This is a genomic window from Streptomyces sp. NBC_01669 (genome assembly GCF_026339735.1).
Lineage (GTDB): Bacteria > Actinomycetota > Actinomycetes > Streptomycetales > Streptomycetaceae > Streptomyces > Streptomyces yanii.
Genome location: NZ_JAPEQG010000001.1, coordinates 4,368,657 through 4,389,132 on the forward strand (window position 1 = coordinate 4,368,657; position 20,476 = coordinate 4,389,132).

At 70.5% G+C, this 20,476-nt stretch carries 19 protein-coding genes; 14 read left to right on the forward strand and 5 right to left on the reverse strand.

The features are described 5' to 3' along the window. Positions 1–38: 38 nt before the first annotated feature. Genes OG972_RS19505 through OG972_RS19515 form a run of 3 tightly spaced genes read right to left on the reverse strand, consistent with a single transcriptional unit; the run spans position 39 to position 2,609 of the window. Positions 39–1,409, reverse strand: a complete 1,371-nt coding sequence (locus tag OG972_RS19505) for a hypothetical protein (protein ID WP_266983250.1) — start codon at positions 1,407–1,409, stop codon at positions 39–41. A 10-nt stretch (positions 1,410–1,419) separates the two neighbouring features. After that, positions 1,420–1,674, reverse strand: coding sequence for a MoaD/ThiS family protein (locus tag OG972_RS19510; protein ID WP_266983252.1), 255 nt, complete (start codon positions 1,672–1,674; stop codon positions 1,420–1,422). Between the two features lie 41 nt (positions 1,675–1,715). Then, positions 1,716–2,609 (reverse strand): S9 family peptidase, encoded by an 894-nt coding sequence (locus OG972_RS19515; protein ID WP_266983254.1) that lies wholly within the window; start codon positions 2,607–2,609, stop codon positions 1,716–1,718. 311 nt (positions 2,610–2,920) lie between these two features. Between OG972_RS19515 and OG972_RS19520 the strand changes: the two genes are divergently transcribed. From OG972_RS19520 to OG972_RS19545, 6 genes are all read left to right on the forward strand, one after another. After that, positions 2,921–3,724: a response regulator transcription factor gene (locus OG972_RS19520; protein WP_266983256.1), complete on the forward strand. Its 804-nt coding sequence runs from the start codon at positions 2,921–2,923 to the stop codon at positions 3,722–3,724. A gap of 24 nt (positions 3,725–3,748) precedes the next feature. Further along, entirely contained in the window at positions 3,749–4,792 is a 1,044-nt protein-coding gene (locus OG972_RS19525; protein ID WP_266983258.1) for a LacI family DNA-binding transcriptional regulator, read from the forward strand. A gap of 147 nt (positions 4,793–4,939) precedes the next feature. Continuing rightward, on the forward strand, positions 4,940–6,073 hold the full coding sequence (locus OG972_RS19530) for a S1C family serine protease (RefSeq protein ID WP_266983260.1): 1,134 nt from the start codon (positions 4,940–4,942) through the stop codon (positions 6,071–6,073). An 11-nt stretch (positions 6,074–6,084) separates the two neighbouring features. Next, positions 6,085–6,258, forward strand: a complete 174-nt coding sequence (locus OG972_RS19535) for a hypothetical protein (protein WP_266983262.1) — start codon at positions 6,085–6,087, stop codon at positions 6,256–6,258. A 44-nt stretch (positions 6,259–6,302) separates the two neighbouring features. Next, the gene (locus tag OG972_RS19540; RefSeq protein WP_266983264.1) at positions 6,303–7,034 is read left to right on the forward strand and encodes a response regulator transcription factor; all 732 of its coding nucleotides are present in this window, start codon (positions 6,303–6,305) and stop codon (positions 7,032–7,034) included. Next, positions 7,031–8,452, forward strand: a complete 1,422-nt coding sequence (locus tag OG972_RS19545) for a cell wall metabolism sensor histidine kinase WalK (protein WP_266983266.1) — start codon at positions 7,031–7,033, stop codon at positions 8,450–8,452. The genes OG972_RS19540 and OG972_RS19545 overlap by 4 nt, the downstream gene beginning before the upstream one ends. Before the next feature lie 123 nt (positions 8,453–8,575). Here the strand turns inward: OG972_RS19545 and OG972_RS19550 are convergent, their stop codons facing one another. Beyond that, positions 8,576–9,001, reverse strand: a complete 426-nt coding sequence (locus tag OG972_RS19550; protein ID WP_266983268.1) for a DUF302 domain-containing protein — start codon at positions 8,999–9,001, stop codon at positions 8,576–8,578. Between the two features lie 117 nt (positions 9,002–9,118). Beyond that, on the reverse strand, positions 9,119–10,954 hold the full coding sequence (locus tag OG972_RS19555) for a bifunctional UDP-sugar hydrolase/5'-nucleotidase (RefSeq protein WP_266983270.1): 1,836 nt from the start codon (positions 10,952–10,954) through the stop codon (positions 9,119–9,121). Positions 10,955–11,286: 332 nt separating this feature from the next. On the opposite strand from OG972_RS19555, the gene mshD reads away from it, so the two are divergent. The 8 genes from mshD to pstA all read left to right on the forward strand — a co-directional run bounded on the left by mshD (position 11,287) and on the right by pstA (position 20,472). Then, on the forward strand, positions 11,287–12,222 hold the full coding sequence (gene mshD, locus OG972_RS19560) for a mycothiol synthase (protein ID WP_266983272.1): 936 nt from the start codon (positions 11,287–11,289) through the stop codon (positions 12,220–12,222). A gap of 89 nt (positions 12,223–12,311) precedes the next feature. Next, the gene (locus OG972_RS19565; RefSeq protein ID WP_266983274.1) at positions 12,312–12,719 is read left to right on the forward strand and encodes a GntR family transcriptional regulator; all 408 of its coding nucleotides are present in this window, start codon (positions 12,312–12,314) and stop codon (positions 12,717–12,719) included. A 308-nt stretch (positions 12,720–13,027) separates the two neighbouring features. Continuing rightward, a complete protein-coding gene (locus OG972_RS19570) occupies positions 13,028–15,283 on the forward strand; it encodes an RNA degradosome polyphosphate kinase (RefSeq protein WP_266983276.1) in 2,256 nt (751 codons plus the stop codon). Continuing rightward, positions 15,270–16,301 carry a CHAD domain-containing protein gene (locus tag OG972_RS19575; protein WP_266983278.1) on the forward strand — a complete coding sequence of 344 codons (1,032 nt, stop codon included), beginning with the start codon at positions 15,270–15,272 and terminating at the stop codon, positions 16,299–16,301. Before OG972_RS19570 ends, OG972_RS19575 begins: the two co-directional genes overlap by 14 nt. Further along, complete coding sequence (locus tag OG972_RS19580; protein WP_266983280.1) at positions 16,298–16,702, forward strand: NUDIX hydrolase; 405 nt, start codon at positions 16,298–16,300, stop codon at positions 16,700–16,702. The genes OG972_RS19575 and OG972_RS19580 overlap by 4 nt, the downstream gene beginning before the upstream one ends. A 391-nt stretch (positions 16,703–17,093) precedes the next feature. Next, on the forward strand, positions 17,094–18,230 hold the full coding sequence (gene pstS, locus OG972_RS19585; protein WP_266983282.1) for a phosphate ABC transporter substrate-binding protein PstS: 1,137 nt from the start codon (positions 17,094–17,096) through the stop codon (positions 18,228–18,230). Positions 18,231–18,391: 161 nt separating this feature from the next. Further along, the gene (gene pstC / locus OG972_RS19590) at positions 18,392–19,390 is read left to right on the forward strand and encodes a phosphate ABC transporter permease subunit PstC (protein WP_266983284.1); all 999 of its coding nucleotides are present in this window, start codon (positions 18,392–18,394) and stop codon (positions 19,388–19,390) included. After that, complete coding sequence (gene pstA, locus OG972_RS19595) at positions 19,387–20,472, forward strand: phosphate ABC transporter permease PstA (protein ID WP_266983286.1); 1,086 nt, start codon at positions 19,387–19,389, stop codon at positions 20,470–20,472. The genes pstC and pstA overlap by 4 nt, the downstream gene beginning before the upstream one ends. Positions 20,473–20,476: the final 4 nt, after the last annotated feature.

Sequence of the window (20,476 nt, forward strand, 5' to 3'; positions counted from 1 at the left end):
GCCCCTCCGCGGTTCCCGGTCCGCGGCGGTCCCGCGGGTCAGGAGACCGCGCGGCCGATCAGATACACGGCGGGGGCGGCGGCGGTGAGCGGCAGCGCCACCCCGGCCGTCATGTGCACAAAACGTGACGGGTAGTCGTAGCTCGCCACCCGCAGCCCGATCAGCGCGCAGCCACCGGCCGCGAACCCGAGGAAGGCACCCTTCGCGCCCAGGTCGGTGAGCCCACCGGCCGCGACACCGGCGCCCGCGGCGGCGAGCAGCGCCACCACGACCGAGGCGGGTCCGGGCACCGGCAGCGCCCTGGCGAGCACGGCGACCGCGACAGCCACACAGCCGACTGTCACGGCGTCCGGCGCCGCCGCGAGATGCCCGGCGGCGAGGATCGCCAGGGCGGCCGAGGCGACGGTGGCCATCAGCCCGTACATCCGCTCGTCGGCGCCCGCATGGCTGCGCAGCTGCAGGACGACGGTGAGCAGCACCCAGATGCCGAGGGTGCCGAGGATCGCCGCTGGGGCGTTGTCCCGGCCCGCGACGAGCAGCACGACATCGGCGACGAACCCGCCGGCGAAGGCGAGCGCGATGCCCTGCCGGGCGGGCCACATGCCGTTGAGCCGGAACCAGCCGGCGGCGGTCACGGCCTGGAGGAGCACCAGCGGCACGAAGAGCGCGTACTGCCCGATCGCGGCGCCGAGGGCGAGCAGCAGCCCGAGCCCCGCGGTGATCGCCGCAGGCTGCATCCCCGGCGCGATGATCGGCGAACGGCCCTCGGCGCGGGCGCGCTGGGCGTCGGTGATGCGGCTGTTGCCCAGGGTGGTGGGCGCGGTGTAGCCGGAGGCGTCCTGCGCGGCCGCCGCGGCCGGTACCGGGGCGGCCGCCGGGACCTCGGGGGGCAGCGGGTACGAGCCGGAGGCGCCCTGCGGAATCGGATATCCGGCGTCGACGGCGGGGCCGGCGGCGGCCGCGACGGGCTGCTGCGGCGCCTGCGCCGGGTACGACTGCTCGTACTGGGGCTGCTCGTACTGGGGCTGCCCGTGCTGGGGCTGCTCGTGCTGCTGGGCGTAGGGCTGCCCGTGCTGAGGCTGCGCATACTGCTGGGCGTAGGGCTGCTCGTACTGAGGCTGCGCATACTGCTGGGCGTAGGGCTGCTCGTACTGAGGCTGCGCATACTGCTGCGGCTGCCCGTACTCGGGCTGCTGCGGCTGCTGCGTGGGCTGGACGGCCGGCTGGTACTGGGTGTCCCAGGTCTGGCCCTCCCAGGTCTGTGCGACCCCGGGGTCCTGGACCGCCTGGTTCTGGTCGTACGGGACCTGCTGCCCGTACGACTGCGGTTCCAGGCCGTTTCCGTATCCGTAACCGGTCCCGGTCCCGGGCTCCTGCCCGTACGGACGCTGCTGATCGCTGTTGCTCATGTGCTGCGGTTCACCCTCCTGCGAACGGCGGGAGCACCTCGACCGTGCCGCCCTCGGCAAGGCGTACGGTCTCATGGCTGCGGGTCCCCACGGGGTCACCGTCGATCAGGAACGAGCACCGTTGCAGCACTCGGGTGAGCTCACCGGGGTGCCGCTTACGCACCGCGTCGAGCGCCTCGGCGAGCGTCGCGGCTGCGTATGGCTCCTCCGCGGTCCCGGCGGCGGCCTTGGCGGCGGCCCAGTAGCGGATGGTTCCCGCTGGCATGGCGACGCTCCCTTCGTCTCGCATCAGCTGTCCATGATGAATCACTCCGCCACCGCCCAGTCCGCGATCCGGGTGAGCAAGCTCTCGTCCGCCGCGTTCTCGGCGTGCCCCATGCCGGGCTGCAGCCACAGTTCGGCACCGCCCTGTGCCGCGTCGGCCAGCATGCGGGGGTGGTCGAGCGGGAAGTAGGGGTCCTGGTCGCCGTGCACGATGAGCAGCGGCGCCGGGGCGATCAGCGGGACCGCCTCGACCGGGGAGAGCGGCACGGGGTCCCACTCCTTGCGGTCGATCCGGGTGCGGAAGCCGTACCGGCCGACCAGCCGACCGGTGGGCCGGGTCACCACCCAGTGCAGGCGCCGCATCGGGGCCGTACCCCGGTAGTACCAGCGGGCGGGAGCACTCACGGCCACCACCGCATCCGCGTGCGCTTCGATGCGCCCCCCGTGCGCGGAAACCGGACGAGCGAGCTGTGCCGTGTCCGGAGAGGTCCCGGGAGCCGTATACAGCGCCCCGTGCCGGAGCACCACGGACCCGCCCATCGAGAACCCGACCGTCACCACCCGCCGGTGTCCGAGCGAGCGCGCCCACGCCACCGCGGCCGCCAGATCCAGCACCTCGCGGTCACCGACCGTCGACCGGCCCCCGGATCCTCCGTGCCCCCGGAAGGAGAACGTGATCACGGCCGCACGCTGGGCGAACACCCCCGCCGCGCGCCGCACGGCCGGCCGGTCCACCGAACCGGTGAATCCGTGCGCGACCACGATCGCCGTGCCGGCGTCCCCGCCATCGGCGCCGGGGGCGGCACCGGTCGTACACGGTTCGTACACCGCCTCGATCGGCAGCCCGTCATCCGTCCGCAACGTGGTGCGCCGGGCTCCCGGCGTGATCAAGCGAACAGAAGAACCCCGAAACGGACTCTCGGACACAGAACTCATGTGGGCTATTCTGCTGGGAAGAGGATCCGGGCAATGCAGCCCCCGGGTCCTTTTGTGCTTTACGCGCGTTGTTACGACGACGTTTCGACAAGCTCAGCGGTCGCAGGGCGCGGGACCGCACCGTAAAACACGTATGACAACCGTCGTACGGCAGCAGCACGAAAAACGTACGAAGAAGTGCCGCAGATCTCCCCCGGGCCCCACCCGGGAGTGCCCCTCTCGCAGGGAACGAGGAGGACCGACGTAATGGGCGAGCAAGGCAAGCAAATCGTGCACGATCATCGACCGACGACCCGGGCAGGTGGGCGGCGATGAGTTCACTGCTGCTTCTCACCAACGCTCTTCAACCGTCGACGGAGGTGCTTCCCGCCCTCGGCCTCCTGCTGCACAACGTGCGGGTGGCCCCCGCCGAGGGACCCGCTCTCGTCGACACCCCGGGTGCCGACGTCATCCTGGTCGACGGCCGCCGCGACCTGCCGCAGGTGCGGTCGCTGTGTCAGCTGCTGCGGTCCACCGGACCGGGCTGTCCGCTGATACTCGTCGTGACGGAGGGCGGTCTCGCGGCCGTCACCGCCGACTGGGGTATCGACGACGTGCTGCTGGACACCGCGGGACCGGCCGAGGTCGAGGCCCGGCTGCGGCTGGCCACCGGCCGGCAGCAGCTCACCTCCGACGACTCCCCGATGGAGATCCGCAGCGGTGATCTCTCGGTCGACGAGGCGACCTACAGCGCAAAACTGAAGGGCCGGGTCCTCGACCTGACCTTCAAGGAATTCGAACTGCTCAAGTACCTCGCACAGCACCCGGGCCGGGTCTTCACCCGCGCCCAGCTGCTGCAGGAGGTCTGGGGCTACGACTACTTCGGCGGTACCCGGACGGTCGACGTCCATGTCCGGCGGCTGCGCGCCAAGCTCGGCCCCGAGCACGAGTCGCTGATCGGCACGGTCCGCAACGTCGGCTACCGCTTCGTCACACCGGAGAAGGTGGAGCGCGCCGCCGAGGAGGCGAAGTCCCAGGCGGCGGCGAAGGCGGCCGCCGAACCACCCACCCGTTCGGAGCAGCCCTCCGTGGCCGAGGTCATGGAAGATGCCCCGGTCCGGCCTGCCAACAGGTAGGTCCATCCGCGTAGACTGCCGCGCGTGGCCAAGGTGACGCGGGATGATGTGGCGAGACTGGCGGGGACGTCGACCGCGGTCGTCAGCTACGTCATCAACAACGGACCCCGGCCGGTTGCCCCGGCCACGCGCGAGCGGGTACTCGCCGCGATCAAGGAGCTGGGCTACCGCCCCGACCGGGTCGCCCAGGCGATGGCCTCGCGGCGGACCGACCTCATAGGGATGATCGTTCCGGACGCCCGCCAGCCCTTCTTCGCGGAAATGGCGCACGCGGTCGAACAGGCTGCAGCCGAGCGCGGAAAAATGGTTCTCGTCGGCAACTCCGACTACCGCGACGAGCGCGAGGTCCACTACCTCCGCGCCTTCCTCGGCATGCGCGTCTCCGGACTGATCCTCGTCAGCCAGGGACCCAGCGAGCGGGCCGCGGCCGAGGTGGAGGCATGGGACGCCCGGGTCGTGCTGCTGCACGAGCGGCCCGAGGCGATCGACGACGTCGCGGTCGTCACCGACGACATCGGCGGCGCGCAGCTCGCCACCCGGCACCTCCTGGAACACGGCAACGCGTACGTGGCGTGCCTCGGCGGCATGGAGTCCACCCCGGCGGTCGGCGACCCGGTCGCGGACCACGTCGAGGGCTGGCGGCGGGCGATGCACGAGTCGGGGCGCTCCACGGAGGGCCGGCTCTTCCAGGCCCCGTACAACCGCTACGACGCCTACCGGGTGGCGCTCGGACTGCTCGCCGGTCCGGACCGGCCCCCGGCGATCTTCTGCTCGACGGACGACCAGGCCATCGGGGTGCTCCGGGCCGCGCGCGAACTGCGGATCGATGTGCCCGGGGAGCTCGCGGTGGCGGGCTTCGACGACGTGAAGGAAGCGGGGCTGACCGATCCGCCGCTGACGACGGTCTTCTCGGACCGCCCGGCGATGGCCAGGGCCGCGGTGGATCTGGTGCTCGACGACTCGCTGCGGGTCTCGGGCTCGCGGCGGGAGCGACTGAAGCAGTTCCCGTCGGCGCTGGTGGTGCGGCGCTCGTGCGGGTGCGGGGAGCCGGCGGCCCAGGGCCGGTAGACGGGGCACCTCCCCGGCCCGGGGCGCTCGCCTTCCGCCCACCCGCACGACGTTCCCGGTGGCTCTTATATGGGGCATACACGGTTCTGTCGGGCTTCTCAGGGCACACTCAGGGTTCTCTCATGTTCGCTGGACACAGTCGTAGACATGACTGAGAGCCAGCGCCCGAGCGGCGAGTACCCGATGTACCCCTCGTACGGCAACGGCGACGCGGCCTACCCGCCGCCGCCCTCGTACCGGCCCGCGCAGCCGATCGCCACGGGCCCCGGGACGACCGTGTGGCCCGGCGGCGGCGGCGCCGACGGTCACAGCGGCGGCGGCGGTGACGACGGCTACGGCGACTTCCACGGGCTGCCGCAGCCCGCACCCCAGCCGCCCGCACGCGGCAGGCGCCGGGTCGGACGGCCGGTCGCCCTCCTGACGGCCGTGGCCGTCGCGGCGGCGGTCGTCGGCGGTGTCACCGCCACTGCCATCGGTCAGTTCACCGACTCCGGTTCCAGCGGCAGCGGCACCAGCAGTGCGGTCAGCGGCACGACCGTCTCGCAGAGCAGCGCAGGCACCGTCGCCGGAGTGGCGCAGGCGGTGTCACCGACGATCGTCGAGATCGGCGCGAGCTCGAACGCGGGCCAGTCCACCGGGTCCGGCGTGATCATCACCTCCGACGGCGAGATCGTCACCAACAACCATGTCATCGCGGGCGCCTCGACGATCAAAGTGACGCTCAGCACCGGCAAGACGTACACCGCGAAGGTCGTCGGCACCGACGCCGCCAAGGACCTCGCGCTCATCAAGCTGGAGGGCGCGAGCGGGCTGAAGACGGCCACGCTCGGCGACTCCTCCTCGCTCAAGGTCGGTGACCAGGTCGTCGCGATCGGCTCACCCGAGGGCCTCACCGGCACCGTCACCAGCGGCATCGTCTCCGCACTGGATCGCGATGTCACCGTCGCCAAGGACAGCAACAGCGGTCAGGGACAGCAGGGCGGGGGCCGCAGCGACTGGCCGTTCGAGTTCGGCGGGCAGCAGTTCAACGGCGACACCGGCAACTCCACCACCACCTACAAGGCCATCCAGACCGACGCCTCGCTCAACCCCGGCAACTCCGGCGGTGCGCTCATCAATATGAACGGCGAGATCATCGGCATCAACTCCGCGATGTACTCCGCGAGTTCGTCCGACGGCTCGAACAGCGCCGGCGCGGGCAGCGTCGGCCTCGGCTTCGCCATCCCGGTGAACACGCTCAAGGCCGACCTGGACACCCTGCGGTCCGGCAACAGCTCCTGAGGAGATCAGCCATGAACCACCCTTCCGACACCCCCACCGGCCCGGCCGCCCTCGCGCTGCCACTGATGCTCGCGACGGAGTTCGCCGCCGTGGCGCGGCGCTCGCCGGAGGTCCGTGCGACCACCCGCAGCACCGGCCGGAAACGCCGCGCCGCCCGCCGCCGCTCCACGGCCGTGCGAGGCTGAGAAGACAGCACCACGGCAGAGCAGAGAGAAGAGGACGACGAGCGATGAGCCCCGCCGAAGACGATCCGCAGCGCATCCTGATCGTCGACGACGAGCCGGCCGTGCGCGAGGCCCTGCAGCGCAGTCTCGCGTTCGAGGGATACGGCACGGAGGTCGCCGTCGACGGACTCGACGCGCTGACCAGGGCGGAGGCGTACGCCCCCGATCTGATCGTCCTCGACATCCAGATGCCGCGGATGGACGGTCTGACCGCAGCCCGCCGCCTCCGCGCCACCGGCACCACCACGCCCATCCTGATGCTCACCGCCCGCGACACCGTCGGCGACCGCGTCACCGGACTCGACGCCGGCGCCGACGACTACCTGGTCAAGCCCTTCGAACTGGACGAGCTCTTCGCCCGTATCCGGGCCCTGCTGCGCCGCAGCTCGTACGCGGCCGCGGCGGGCGGCGGCGTCCCCGACGACAATGTGCTGTCCTTCGCCGACCTGCGGATGGACCTCGCCACCCGCGAGGTCACCCGCGGCTCGCGCCGCGTCGAGCTGACCCGGACCGAATTCACGCTCCTGGAGATGTTCCTGGCCCACCCGCGCCAGGTGCTGACCCGCGAGCAGATCCTGAAGGCGGTCTGGGGCTTCGACTTCGAACCGAGCTCCAACTCCCTGGATGTGTACGTGATGTACCTGCGCCGCAAGACGGAAGCGGGCGGCGAACCGCGACTCGTGCACACGGTGCGGGGCGTGGGGTACGCGCTGCGGGCCGGCGGGGGTGAGGGTTGACCAGCCTCTGGCAGCGGCTGCACGCACTGCCCATCCGGACGCGGCTGGCGTCGCTCGTGACCGTCGTGGTGGCCGTCGCCGTGGCGGCCGTGGCCCTGGCATGCTGGGTGACCACTCGGGACCGGCTCACCGAGCAACTCGACAGCAGCCTGAGACAGGCCCGGCCCGACCAAACCGTCGTGGACGCGCTCAGACTCAACTGCGCGGGCCAGTTGCCGCCGAGCCTGCACATCTTTCTCCCCCCGGGTTATACGGTGCAGCTCGTATCGGCAACGAGCACGGAGGCCTGCACCTCACCGGGGAAGTCGCCGATCCCGGTGCAGCGCGCCGACCGGGCCGTCGCGGCCGGAGTGCAGCGGGACGCGGTGCACACGACCGAGGCGAAGGACGGCACGAAGATGCGTGTCTACACCTCGAAGTCTCACGACGGCCCGTTGAGTCAGCTCGGGACCGCCGTCTCCGTGGCGATGCCCATGGACCAGGTCACCGACCCCCTCAACCAGCTCGCCTTCGTCCTCCTCATCGTCTCCGGCATCGGCGTCATCGGTGCGGGCGCCGCCGGTCTCTGGGTCGCCCGCACCGGCCTGCGCCCCGTCGACGAGCTCACCGACGCCGTCGAGCATGTCGCCCGCACCGAGGACCTCTCGCTCCGCATCCCCGTCGAGGGCGAGGACGAGATCGCCCGGCTGTCCCGCTCCTTCAACTCGATGACCGCTTCCCTCGCCAGCTCCCGCGACCGCCAGGCCCAGCTGATCGCGGACGCCGGCCACGAGCTGCGGACCCCGCTGACCTCGCTGCGTACGAACGTGGAACTGCTCGCCCGCAGCGACGAGACGGGCCGACCGATCCCGCCGGACGACCGCAGGGCGCTGATGAAGTCGGTCACCGCGCAGATGACGGAGCTGGCGGCGCTCATCGGCGACCTCCAGGAACTGGCCCGCCCGGACGCGGCCCAGCCCGGCCCGCTCCAGGTCGTCGGCCTGCACGACATCGCCTCCGCCGCGCTGGAGCGGGCACGGCTCCGCGGCCCCGAGCTGACCATCACCGCGGACCTCGAACCCTGGTACGTCAGGGCCGAGCCGGCAGCGCTGGAACGGGCGGTCGTCAATGTCCTCGACAACGCGGTGAAGTTCAGCCCGCAGCACGGCACGATCGCCGTGGCCCTGCGCGGCGGCGAGCTGACCGTGGTGGACCAGGGGCCCGGCATCCCGGCCGAGGAGCTCCCGTACGTCTTCGAACGCTTCTGGCGCTCCCCGTCCGCCCGCCAGCTGCCGGGCTCGGGGCTGGGCCTGTCGATCGTGGCGCGCACGGTCCAGCAGGCGGGCGGCGAGGTCGCGCTGCGTCCGTCGCCGGGCGGCGGCACGGAGGCATGGATCCGCCTGCCGGGCGCCCCGCAGCCGCCGCCGGAGAACCCCTGAGCCGCCCCCTGCCTCCGCGGGTGCCGGTGCGGGTCTGCAAGCGGGTGCCTCCGTCGGCTGTGGGGGGTCAGCTTCGGAACATGGCGGGTACACGTCACAACGGGAACAGTGCGACGACAGGACCTAAACGGCGTCGAGGGCCGGTGACGTGGCCTGGCGTACGGCGGCCACCGTGCTCGCCTCCAGCGCCGCTACACCGGCTTGGCTCTCCGGCCCCAGCCCGTGGCGCGCGGCGACCCATGAGGCGTCGTTGCAGGTCACCCAGGTGACCCCGGCGGCGTCCTGCCAGGCCAGCGCCTTCGCCGGAAGGTCGATGCCGGCGGTCTGCTTGTCCTGCATCAGGTACGTGCCGCCCTCGGGCTTGCCGAAGATGAGCAGCTCGGTCGGACGGAGTTCCAGCCCCGCACGGGCGGCGTTGTCCGCATGGTCGACCCGCGCGAACACATGGAAGCCCGCTGCTGTGATCGCGTCCTGAAGCCGGTCGATCGTCTCGCGGACAGGCGTGTTGCTGGCCACGGTGACCAGGCCCTTGTCTGCATCTTCAGTCATTCTTGCGACCATAGGCGAGACTTTTTCGGATCCCCTGATGACACCAGGGCGGTGGGCCCATCCGGCCCACCGCCCCGCTCACTCACCCGCGCACGGGCACTGCGTGTCCCGCAGGATCTACTGAACGACCGTGATCCGGTCCGTGACCGGCGGGGCCAGCGGCGCCGCCGCCGACGAGTGGGCCGACAGGTACGCGTTGAACAGGTCCAGGTCGGAGGCGCCGACCAGCTTGTTGGTGCCCTGGCCGAGCGCCGCGAAGCCGTCACCGCCACCCGCGAGGAACTCGTTCATCGCGACGCGGTACGTCTTGGCCGGGTCGATCGCCGCACCGTTCAGCTTGATCGTGTCGACGACGACGCGAGCCGCGCCGGTCTTCGTCATGTCCAGCGTGTAGGTGAGCCCCTTGGACACCTGGAGGATCTTCGGGCTGGCTTCGTTGGAGCCGCTGACCTGCTGCTGGAGTGCGGTGATCAGCTGAGCGCCGGTGAGGTCGACGACGTTCATCATGTTGGTGAAGGGCTGCACGGTGAAGGACTCCCCGTACGTCACCACCCCGTCGCCCTCACTGCCGGTCGACTTGTACACCAGGTCCGCGCGGATACCGCCCGGGTTCATGAAGGCGACGACCGCCCCGCCCTTGTCCGCCGGGGCCAGGCCCTCGAGCTGCGCGTCGGCGATCAGGTTGCCGAGCGGCTTCTCGGGGGCCGTGGAACCGCGGCCGTTGATGTCGGCGGAGATGTAGCCCTGCGGCCTGCTCGCGATGGGCGCGGCGAGGGTGTTCCAGCGGGCGATCAGGGCCGTCATGTCGGTGGCCTTGGGCTGGTCCCGGGTGACGATGTGGTTCGCCGAGGTCGGGTTCGAGGAGTTCGACGACTTCACCGACGTACGCACGATGTCCTGGGTGCGGCGGTCGTACGTGAGGGTCGTGTCCGTGTACAGCTTGCCGAACGACGACGCCGAGGTGACCAGGCGCGGGTTGCCCGCCGGGTCCGGCACGGTGCACACGTACGCCTGGTGCGTGTGGCCCGTGACCAGCGCGTCGACCTTCGGGCTGATGCCCTTGGCGATGTCCACGATCGGCCCGGAGATGCCGTCACCGGCGCCGGGGCTGTCGCAGTCGTAGTTGTACGAGGAGGAGGCGGTGGCCCCGCCCTCGTGGATGAGCGCGACGATGGACTTCACGCCCTGGCGGTCGAGCTCCTTGGCGTACTTGTTGACCGTCTCGATCTCGTCGTGGAACTTCAGGCCCTTGACGCCGTTGGCGGTGACGATGTTCGGCGTGCCCTCCAGGGTCACCCCGATGAAGCCGATCTTGACGCCGTCCTTCTTCCACACGGTGTACGGCTTGAGGACCGGCTTGCCGGTCTTCTCGTCCGTCACGTTGGCGGCGAGGTACGGGAAGTCGGCGCCCTGGAACGTCTTGCCCTTCTCGTAGCACCCCTCGACCGGGTGGCAGCCGCCGTTCTGCAGACGGGCCAGCTCGATGGCGCCCTCGTCGAACTCGTGGTTGCCGACGGTCGTCACATCGAGGTCTATCTTGTTGAGCGCCTCGATGGTCGGCTCGTCGTGGAAGAGACCGGACAGCAGCGGGCTCGCGCCCACCATGTCGCCACCGGCCGCGGTGATGGAGTAGGGGTGGCCCTGGCGTGCGGCGCGCAGCGAGGAGGCGAGGTACTCGACACCGCCGGCCGGAATCGCCTTCGTCGTACCGTCGGCCTGCTTCTCGGTGACCGTGCCGGCCGACCCGGCCGGCGGCTCCAGGTTGCCGTGCAGGTCGTTGAAGGAGAGCAGTTGGACGTCGACGGTGCGGGCCGACTCCTGGTTCCCATGGCCCTGATCGCGGCTCTGGGCATCGGCCGGCATGGCGGCTACGAGCGCGCCGACGGTGGCCAGCCCGGCTGCGGCGGCGAGCACCCGCCGGGACGCGCGGTTCTTATGCGGTGTCGCTGACATCGGTCCCCTTGTGAATTCAGCGGGAGGGTTCGGCCCGCAGCCTAGAGTCAACGCGCGTAGCGCGACAGGTGTTTCGAGTTACGAACTGGTTGCCTTGTGGTCAGTAAGGGCGCCTATCACCGCACTTCACCCGTACGGCACCCATATGCAGACAGGAACGCCACGGCATGCAGGTCACCGCAGACCGGTACGCCAGGGCCGACGGGCCGGGACCGCCCGGCGGCCGCGCTCACCCCGCGAAGGCGGTCCGACCCGCACCGCACACCGCCGATCGAGGCCGCAACGCCCCGCTCCGCCCCGCCGGCACCCCACCCCGCCGTACGCTCGTACGCATGACGACTGATGTACCCCTCCCCGCTCCGGGACGCGAGATCCAGACGCTCGACGAGCTCTCTCCCGACCAGGCCGGAGCCGTCCTCGACCTCCTCGGCGAGGCGACCCGCGCCGACGGCAGGCCCGCAGTCTCCGAACAGGGGCGACTGCAGCTGCGGGGCGGGCCCCGGGAGGGCGTACGGCACCTTCTGCTCACCAGCACAGGAACCCTCGTCGGATACGCGCAGCTCGAGGACACCGACCCCGTCGAGGCGCCCGCGGCCGAGCTGGTCGTGCATCCCGCGTACCGCGGGCAGGGGCACGGGCGTGCGCTGGGCGCCGCGCTGCTCGCCGCGACCGGGAAGCGGCTGCGCGTATGGGCGCACGGCGGGAAGTCCGCCGCCCGCCATCTCGCCCAGGTCCTGGGCCTCTCCCTCTTCCGCGAGCTGCGCCAGCTACGCCGCCCGCTAAGCCCGCTGGACATCCCTGAGCCCGTACTGCCGCCGGGCGTCACCGTCCGTACCTTCGTGCCCGGCCAGGACGACGCCGCCTGGCTCGCCGTGAACAGTGCCGCGTTCGCCCATCACCCCGAGCAGGGGTCGCTCACCCAGCGCGACCTGGACGACCGCAAGGGTGAGCCCTGGTTCGACCCGAAGGGGTTCTTCCTGGCCGAGCGCGAGACCGAGGGCGGGACCGAGCTGGTCGGCTTCCACTGGACGAAGGTGCACGCCGAGGAGCAACTCGGCGAGGTGTACGTCGTCGGGATCCGGCCCGACGCGCAGGGCGGCGGTCTCGGCAAGGCGCTCACCGCGATCGGGCTGCGCCACCTCGCCGCCGAGGGGCTGCCGACCGCGATGCTCTACGTCGACGCGGACAACCCGGCGGCGCTGACGGTGTACGAGCGGATGGGCTTCGCCACCCATGAGGTGGACCTGATGTACCGCACGGAGTCCTGAGCCCGCACACCATCCTCCGGGGCGGCGTCGCTTGACGCCGCCCCTACCTTCCGACACCCTTTCACTACTCAATTAGTGAAAGGGTGAACATGGCAGAGTCCGCGGCGATCGACTTCCGCATCGACCGACGCAGCGGCGTCGCCACGTACCTCCAGATCGTCCAGCAGACCAAACAGGCCCTTCGCCTCGGACTGCTGGAGCCCGGCGACCGGCTGCCCACCGCACGTGAGGTCGTCGAGGCCACCGCCATCAACCCCAACACCGTGCTCAAGGCCTACCGCGAGCTGGAGCGCGAGGGCCTGGTCGAGGCCCGGCGCGGGATGGGCACATTCGTGCGCCGGACCCTCGGCACCGCGGCGACCACGGACACACCCCTGCGGGGAGAACTCACCGACTGGGCCCGCCGGGCCCGCACGGCGGGGCTGGAGCGCGACGACATGGCCGCGCTCTTCACCGCCGTACTGGACAGCACGTACAAGGGGGACGACCGCACATGACAGGCGCTGCGATCGAGGCGACCGGCCTCGGCATGAAGTACCGGCGCAGATCGTCCGGGTTCGGACCGTAGAGGGGGCGGCCCGGACCCCGCACACGCAGCGCGACACCGCAACCCGCACCGCACACCGCTTCCTGCACGTCATGTCGCCGTTACCGGCCATTCAGACGCGCTTGCGACCCTCTCAGGATGCAGCCAGCTGTGCCGACCCCCCGCAACGGGAGAAATCCCGGCAGAGACCCCGTGTTTTCCGCGATCTCCGCCCCTTCCGGCGCGCCTCAGGCGCCTTCCGCGCGGAACAATAGGGCCATGAGCCAGTTGCCCAGCTCCGAGGTCCCGGTCCAGCCCGCCGTGCAGCCGTCGGTCGGCTCTCTCGTCGCGCACCGGCCGCATGCCGTCGCCTCCCCGAATTACGCGGGAGCCGGTCTTTCCATGGCCGCCGACCTCGATCCCGACCTCGACGCCGACGTGGACGTGTACGAACCCGACGTCGACGGCAGCGAGCTGCCGCAGGGCCGGTTCCTGGACCGGGAGCGCAGTTGGCTCGCATTCAACGAACGGGTGCTGGAGCTCGCCGAGGACCCGGCGACGCCCCTCCTCGAACGAGCGAATTTCCTCGCGATCTTCGCCTCTAACCTGGACGAGTTCTTCATGGTCCGGGTGGCCGGTCTCAAACGCCGTATCGCCACCGGCGTCGCCACCCGCTCCGCGTCCGGTCTGCAGCCCCGCGAGGTCCTCGACCTGATCTGGACGCGGTCCCGCGAGCTCATGGCCCGGCACGCCGCCTGCTACCAGCAGGACATCGCGCCCGCACTGTCGGACGAGGGCATCCAGCTGATCCGCTGGCCGGAGCTGACCGAGAAGGAACAGGCCCGCCTGTTCACCTTCTTCCGGCAGCGGGTCTTCCCCGTACTGACGCCGCTGGCCGTCGACCCGGCGCACCCCTTCCCATACATCTCGGGCCTCTCGCTCAACCTCGCGGTCGTCGTACGCAACCCGGTCAGCGGCCACCGCCACTTCGCCCGCGTCAAGGTGCCGCCGCTGCTGACCCGGTTCCTGGAGGCGTCGCCGCAGCGTTACGTGCCCATCGAGGACATCATCGCGGCGCATCTGGAAGAGCTCTTCCCGGGCATGGAGGTCCTCGCCCACCACATGTTCCGGGTCACTCGGAACGAGGACCTCGAAGTCGAGGAGGACGATGCCGAGAACCTGCTCAAGGCCCTGGAGAAGGAGCTCATGCGGCGTCGCTTCGGCCCGCCGGTGCGCCTGGAGGTCGAGGAGTCCATCGACCCGTACGTGCTCGACCTGCTGGTCCGCGAGCTGAAGGTGTCCGACGCCGAGGTCTACCCGCTGCCCGGACCGCTCGACCTCACCGGGCTGTTCGGCGTAGCGTCACTGGACCGCCCGGAGCTGAAGTATCCGCGGTTCATCGCGGGCACCCACCGCGATCTCGCCGAGGTCGAGTCCTCCTCGGCGCCCGACGTCTTCGCCGCGCTGCGCGAACGCGATGTGCTGCTGCACCACCCGTACGACTCGTTCTCCACCTCCGTCCAGGCGTTCCTGGAGCAGGCGGCGAGCGACCCGGACGTGCTCGCGATCAAGCAGACGCTGTACCGGACCTCGGGCGACTCGCCGATAGTCGACGCCCTGATCGACGCCGCCGAGTCCGGCAAGCAGGTCCTCGTACTCGTCGAGATCAAGGCCCGCTTCGACGAGCAGGCCAACATCAAGTGGGCACGCAAGCTGGAGGAGTCGGGCTGCCATGTCGTCTACGGCCTCGTCGGTCTGAAGACGCACTGCAAGCTCTCCCTCGTCGTCCGCCAGGAGGGCGACACGCTGCGCCGCTACTCGCACGTCGGCACCGGCAACTACCACCCCAAGACCGCGCGGCTGTACGAGGACCTCGGCCTGTTGACAGCCGACCCGCAGGTCGGGGCGGACCTCTCCGACCTCTTCAACCGGCTCTCCGGCTACTCCCGCCGCGAGACGTACCGCCGCCTCCTCGTCGCCCCCAAGTCCCTGCGCGACGGGCTGATCTCCCGGATAAACAAGGAGATCACGCACCAGCGGGCCGGTCGCCCCGCCTACGTACGGTTCAAGGTCAACTCGATGGTCGACGAAGCGATCATCGACGCCTGCTACCGGGCCGCCCAGGCGGGCGTTCCGGTGGACATCTGGGTACGCGGCATCTGCGCGATCCGCCCCGGCGTCACCGGCCTCTCCGAGAACGTCCGGGTCCGCTCGATACTGGGCCGTTTCCTCGAACACTCCCGGGTCTTCTCGTTCGGCAACGGCGGCGAACCCGAAGTGTGGTTCGGCAGCGCCGACATGATGCACCGCAACCTCGACCGCCGGATCGAAGCACTGGTCCGGGTCACCGACCCCGCCCACCGTGCCGCGCTCAGCCGGCTCCTGGAGACCGGCATGGCCGACACCACCTCCTCCTGGCACCTCGGTCCCGACGGGAACTGGACCCGGCACGCCACGGACGCGGACGGCCAGCCCCTGCGGCACGTACAGGAAATGCTCATTGACGCCCGGAGGCGCCGGCGTGCGACGCCCTGACCACCAGACGACGACCCGGACGGACGTGTCCGCGGGCGCGGTCCTCGCCCCCTACCTGCAGGAACAGGCCGCGAACTTCCTTCGCAGCCTGCGTCTGCACCGCGAGAACAGCGCCCCCACGGACGCCGGGACTCTCGCCGCCGAGCAGGCCGCCGGTGCACTGCGCCGCTCGGCCCGCCGCATCAGCGGCACCCTGCACACCTTCCGGCCGGCACTCGAACCCGGCTGGGCCGAGCAGCTCCGTACGGAACTGGCCTGGCTCTCCGGCACGTTGGCCCGCGAGCACGCGTACGCGACCCGGCTGACCCGGCTCCTCGAAGCGCTGCACGCCCTGTCCGGCACCCCGCTGCCGCCGCCCCGCACACAGCGGACCGCCGCCGGCGCCGATATCGATGTCACTCCGCACGACGCCGCGCAGGCCAAGGAACGGGCCGCACTCGGCGTCGGTGCGGCCCGGGCCGGAGCGCTTCTGGAACGACAGCTCACCCTCGCCAGGACCCGTGCCCACTCGGCGGCCCTCCAGGCGCTCGGCTCGTCCCGGTTCCACGCGGTCGCCGACGCGGTCGCCCTGCTCGCCTCCGAGGTCCCGCTCTCCGCCGCGTCCACGGCCCCGGCCGCCGACATACTGCACGGGCCCGCGGACCGGGCCGAGCAGCGGCTGCTCGGTGCGGTGGCCGCGCTCCCCTCCGACGAGGCGGTCGAGCCGTACAACGAGGCGCACGACGCGCCCTGGCACCAGGCCCGCCTTCTGCTGCGACTGCACCGGTACGCCCACGAGGTGGTACGCGGCGCCCCCGACCCGGTCCTGGTCGCCTCCGGACACGCACTCGACCTGCACCGGGACGCGGCGGAGGCAGCCGCGGCGGCGGCATCGGCGGCCCGTACGCCGAGGATCGCGCCGGCCACCGCCTACGCACTGGGGGTGCTCCACGCCGACCAGCGGCACGAGGTGGAAGCGGCCCGCGGGGTGTTCCGGGAGACCTGGCCGTACACGACGGCGGCTGTGACCGCGCCATGAGCGGCGGGACCGTGCAGGCCGCGGGGTGTGTGTTGTGGCGCCGGTCGGAGCACTCCGGGGAGCTGGAGATCTGCCTGGTCCACCGGCCCCGCTACGACGACTGGTCACATCCGAAGGGCAAGCTCAAGCGCGGCGAGCCGGCGATCGACGCCGCCCTGCGCGAGGTTCTGGAGGAGACCGGCCACCACTGCATACCGGGGCCCCCGCTGCCCACCGTCCGGTATCTCGCGAACGGCCGCCCCAAGGAAGTCCTGTACTGGGCGGCCGAGGCGACGGACGGCGTGTTCGTCCCCAGCGACGAGGTGGACCGCATCCTCTGGCTCCACCCGGAAGCGGCCCGCACCCAGCTCACCCAGCCCCGCGACCGCGACCTGCTGGACGCGCTGCTGATCAGCGGCTGACGGCCGGTGCGGTGCCCGGGTCCGGGGCGCGGGGTTCCGTCCTCAATCGCCGGACGGGCTGGATTTTCGGCGCCGTGCCCCGGGGGCGCCGCCGCACTGCGCGGTGGGTGGTGGGCGACGGTGTCACCAGGGGCCAGGCCGACACCTCAAGCCCGTCCGGCGCTTGAGGACAAAACCCCCGCCCCGCCCAGGCGCCCCGCGCCACGGCGACGAGAACCAGGCCGCCCGCCACGGTTCACCTCCTGTTCACTCTCCCCCGTAAGCCGCTTCACCTGTTCTGCCTAATTTCGGCAGTGCACGGTGCGCGGCGAAACGCCGCACCACCCACCACATCGCACGCCGTCGTAGAACGAACAAGACCTCGGCGGCTCCTGGAAGGAAAAACCCGAAAGTGAAGCTTCAGCGCAAGAACCGGCTTCGTGCCACCGCGCTCGGTGCCCTCGCCGTCTCCAGCGCCCTGGTCCTCACGGCGTGCGGTTCGGACAACAACAGCGGCGGCGACACGGGCGGCAGCAGCGAGAAGACGAGCGCCGCGTCGAACATCAAGTGCGACGACGCCAAGGGCCAGCTCCTCGCCTCCGGCTCCAGCGCGCAGAAGAACGCCATGGACCTCTGGGTCAAGGACTACATGGCGGGCTGCAAGGGCGTAGAGATCAACTACAAGTCCTCGTCCTCCGGTGAGGGCATCATCGCCTTCAACCAGGGCACGGTCGGCTTCGCCGGCTCCGACTCGGCGCTGAAGCCCGAAGAGGTCGCCGACTCGAAGAAGATCTGCAAGACCGGCCAGGGCATCAACCTCCCGATGGTCGGCGGCCCCATCGCGATCGGCTTCCACCTCGAAGGTGTCGACAGCCTGACGCTGGACGCCCCCACGCTCGCCAAGATCTTCAACAACAAGATCAAGAAGTGGAACGACCCCGCGATCGCCAAGCTCAACGACGGCGCGAAGCTTCCGGACAAGGCGATCCAGGCCTTCCACCGCTCCGAGGACTCCGGCACCACGCAGAACCTCGGCAAGTACCTCGCCGCCACCGCGCCGAACGACTGGAAGTACGAGCCCGAGAAGAAGTGGCCGGCCCCCGGTGGCCAGGCCGCGTCCGGCTCGGCCGGTGTCGCCGCCCAGGTGAAGCAGGTCGACGGCTCGATCGGTTACTTCGAGCTCTCGTACGCCTCGTCGCAGTCCATCTCCACGGTCGACATCAACACCGGTGGCTCCACCCCGGTCAAGGCCTCCTCGGAGAACGCCTCCAAGGCCATCGCCGCCGCCAAGATCAAGGGCACCGGCAAGGACCTGGCGCTCGACCTCGACTACACCACCAAGGCCGAGGGTGCGTACCCGATCGTCCTGGTGACGTACGAGGTCGTCTGCGACACGGGCAACAAGGCCGAGACGCTTCCCACGGTCAAGTCCTTCCTGAACTACACCGCGAGTGACGAGGGTCAGAAGGTCCTCACCGACGCCGGTTACGCGCCGATCCCGACCGAGATCAACGCCAAGGTCCGCGAGACCATCGCGTCCCTCTCGTAATCAGAAGCAACACCCGTAACACCAGCTGAAACCCAGCTCCACCAGCAACACCCGGCAGGCCGGCCCGGTGCACCCCTCCGGACCGGCCCGCCGGCACCACCCCCATCCGGTGCACCGCCGCCAGGGGAGCGCGTCGCTCCCCCACACAGACCGGAAAGACCATGGCTTCCTCCACACCGATAGACACGCCACCGGTACCCCCGGTGCAGCGCAAGCGCGCCAGGCCCAAAGCCTCCGGACGCGCGGGCGACAAAATCTTCCTGGGCCTCTCACGGGGTTCAGGCATTCTGCTGCTCGTGATCATGGCGTCGATCGCCGTGTTCCTCACGTACCGCGCGACCCTCGCCGTCTCCAAGGACGAGGGCAACTTCTTCACCACGCTGGACTGGAACCCGGTCGGCGACAAGCCGGTCTTCGGTATCGCGGTCCTGCTCTTCGGCACAATCGTCAGCTCGATCATCGCGATGGCCATCGCGGTTCCGATCGCTGTCGGTATCGCCCTCTTCATCTCGCACTACGCGCCGCGCAAGCTGGCCGCACCCCTCGCGTACGTCGTCGATCTGCTCGCGGCAGTGCCGAGCATCGTGTACGGCATCTGGGGCGCCCTCTTCCTGGTCCCGTACCTGGAGGGGCTGAACCTCTGGCTCGACCAGTTCTTCGGCTGGACGTACGTCCTGGAGAAGACCGAGGTCGGCGTCGCCCGCTCGCTCTTCACCGTCGGCATCCTGCTCGCGATCATGATCCTGCCGATCGTGACGAGCGTCAGCCGCGAGGTCTTCCTCCAGGTCCCGAAGATGAACGAGGAAGCCGCCCTCGCTCTCGGCGCCACCCGCTGGGAAGTCATCCGCCTCTCGGTGCTGCCCTTCGGCCGCTCCGGTGTGATCTCCGCGTCGATGCTGGGTCTGGGCCGCGCACTCGGCGAGACGATGGCCGTCGCCACGGTTCTGTCGCCGAGCTTCGTCATCTCGGCGCATGTGCTCAACCCCGGCGGCGGAACGTTCGCCCAGAACATCGCCGCGAAGTTCGACGAGGCCGACCAGTTCGGGCGCGACGCCCTGATCGCCTCCGGCCTCGTCCTCTTCATCCTCACCCTGCTGGTCAACGGCGCGGCCCGCCTCATCATCGCCCGCCGCAAGGAGTACTCGGGGGCCAACGCATGAGCCAGGCAGCCAACACCGGCATACAGGAACGCCCCGTCCCCACAGCGGCCGCTTCCCGCAACAGCCTCAGCAGCCGGTCGCTCCCCCGCTGGGCCCCGGCCGCCTTCGCGGGCGCCGCGATCGTGCTCGGCGTCGGCATCGGCGCGGCGGCGGGCTGGCAGAGCCGCATCCAGTGGGGCCTGCTCTCCGCGGTGCTCTTCGTCGTCATCTCGTACGTCACGACGTCGGTCGTCGAGAACCAGCGCCAGGCCAAGGACCGGCTCGCCACCAGCATCGTCTGGGTGTGCTTCCTCCTCGCCGTCGTGCCGCTGGCCTCGCTGGTCTGGACCACGGTCAGCCGCGGCGCGAAGGTCCTGGACGTCTACTTCCTCACCCACTCCATGGCCGGTGTGCTCGGCACGGCGCCGGGTGGCGGTGTCTACCACGCCCTGATCGGCACCCTGGAGCAGGTCGGCCTCGCCACCTTGATCTCCGCCCCGATCGGCCTGCTGACCGCCGTCTATCTGGTGGAGTACGGCAAGGGCGCGCTCGCCAAGGCCGTGACGTTCTTCGTCGACGTGATGACCGGTATCCCGTCCATCGTCGCCGGTCTCTTCATCCTGTCGATCATGCTGATAGCGCAGCTCCAGCCGTCCGGCCTGATGGGTTCGCTGGCGCTCACGATCCTGATGATCCCGGTCGTGGTCCGCTCCACCGAGGAGATGCTCAAGCTCGTCCCGAACGAGCTCCGCGAGGCATCACTCGCCCTCGGCGTCCCGAAGTGGCGCACCATCCTGAAGGTGGTTCTGCCCACCGCGATCGGCGGTATCACCACAGGTGTGATGCTCGCCATCGCCCGGATCGCCGGCGAGACCGCACCGATCATGCTGCTGGTCTTCGGCAGCCAGCTGATCAACCCCAATCCCTTCCAAGGCGCGCAGTCGTCGCTCCCCTTCTACATCTGGGAGCAGTACAAGATCGGCAGCGAGGCGTCGTACGACCGCGCCTGGGCCGCCGCTCTGGTCCTGATCGCCTTCGTCATGATCCTCAACCTGGTGGCCCGCGGTATCGCCCGCTGGAAGGCCCCGAAGACCGGCCGCTGACGCG

What these genes read in the sequence shown, in the direction of transcription:
- OG972_RS19535 (WP_266983262.1), top strand. Translation starts at nt 6,085, where the DNA reads ATGAACCACCCTTCCGACACCCCCACCGGCCCGGCCGCCCTCGCGCTG.
- OG972_RS19570 (WP_266983276.1), top strand. Translation starts at nt 13,028, where the DNA reads ATGAGCCAGTTGCCCAGCTCCGAGGTCCCGGTCCAGCCCGCCGTGCAG.
- mshD (WP_266983272.1), top strand. Translation starts at nt 11,287, where the DNA reads ATGACGACTGATGTACCCCTCCCCGCTCCGGGACGCGAGATCCAGACG.
- OG972_RS19580 (WP_266983280.1), top strand. Translation starts at nt 16,298, where the DNA reads ATGAGCGGCGGGACCGTGCAGGCCGCGGGGTGTGTGTTGTGGCGCCGG.
- pstC (WP_266983284.1), top strand. Translation starts at nt 18,392, where the DNA reads ATGGCTTCCTCCACACCGATAGACACGCCACCGGTACCCCCGGTGCAG.
- OG972_RS19550 (WP_266983268.1), bottom strand. Translation starts at nt 9,001, where the DNA reads ATGACTGAAGATGCAGACAAGGGCCTGGTCACCGTGGCCAGCAACACG.
- pstA (WP_266983286.1), top strand. Translation starts at nt 19,387, where the DNA reads ATGAGCCAGGCAGCCAACACCGGCATACAGGAACGCCCCGTCCCCACA.
- OG972_RS19520 (WP_266983256.1), top strand. Translation starts at nt 2,921, where the DNA reads ATGAGTTCACTGCTGCTTCTCACCAACGCTCTTCAACCGTCGACGGAG.
- OG972_RS19565 (WP_266983274.1), top strand. Translation starts at nt 12,312, where the DNA reads ATGGCAGAGTCCGCGGCGATCGACTTCCGCATCGACCGACGCAGCGGC.
- OG972_RS19540 (WP_266983264.1), top strand. Translation starts at nt 6,303, where the DNA reads ATGAGCCCCGCCGAAGACGATCCGCAGCGCATCCTGATCGTCGACGAC.
- OG972_RS19510 (WP_266983252.1), bottom strand. Translation starts at nt 1,674, where the DNA reads ATGCCAGCGGGAACCATCCGCTACTGGGCCGCCGCCAAGGCCGCCGCC.
- OG972_RS19505 (WP_266983250.1), bottom strand. Translation starts at nt 1,409, where the DNA reads ATGAGCAACAGCGATCAGCAGCGTCCGTACGGGCAGGAGCCCGGGACC.
- OG972_RS19530 (WP_266983260.1), top strand. Translation starts at nt 4,940, where the DNA reads ATGACTGAGAGCCAGCGCCCGAGCGGCGAGTACCCGATGTACCCCTCG.
- OG972_RS19555 (WP_266983270.1), bottom strand. Translation starts at nt 10,954, where the DNA reads ATGTCAGCGACACCGCATAAGAACCGCGCGTCCCGGCGGGTGCTCGCC.
- OG972_RS19515 (WP_266983254.1), bottom strand. Translation starts at nt 2,609, where the DNA reads ATGAGTTCTGTGTCCGAGAGTCCGTTTCGGGGTTCTTCTGTTCGCTTG.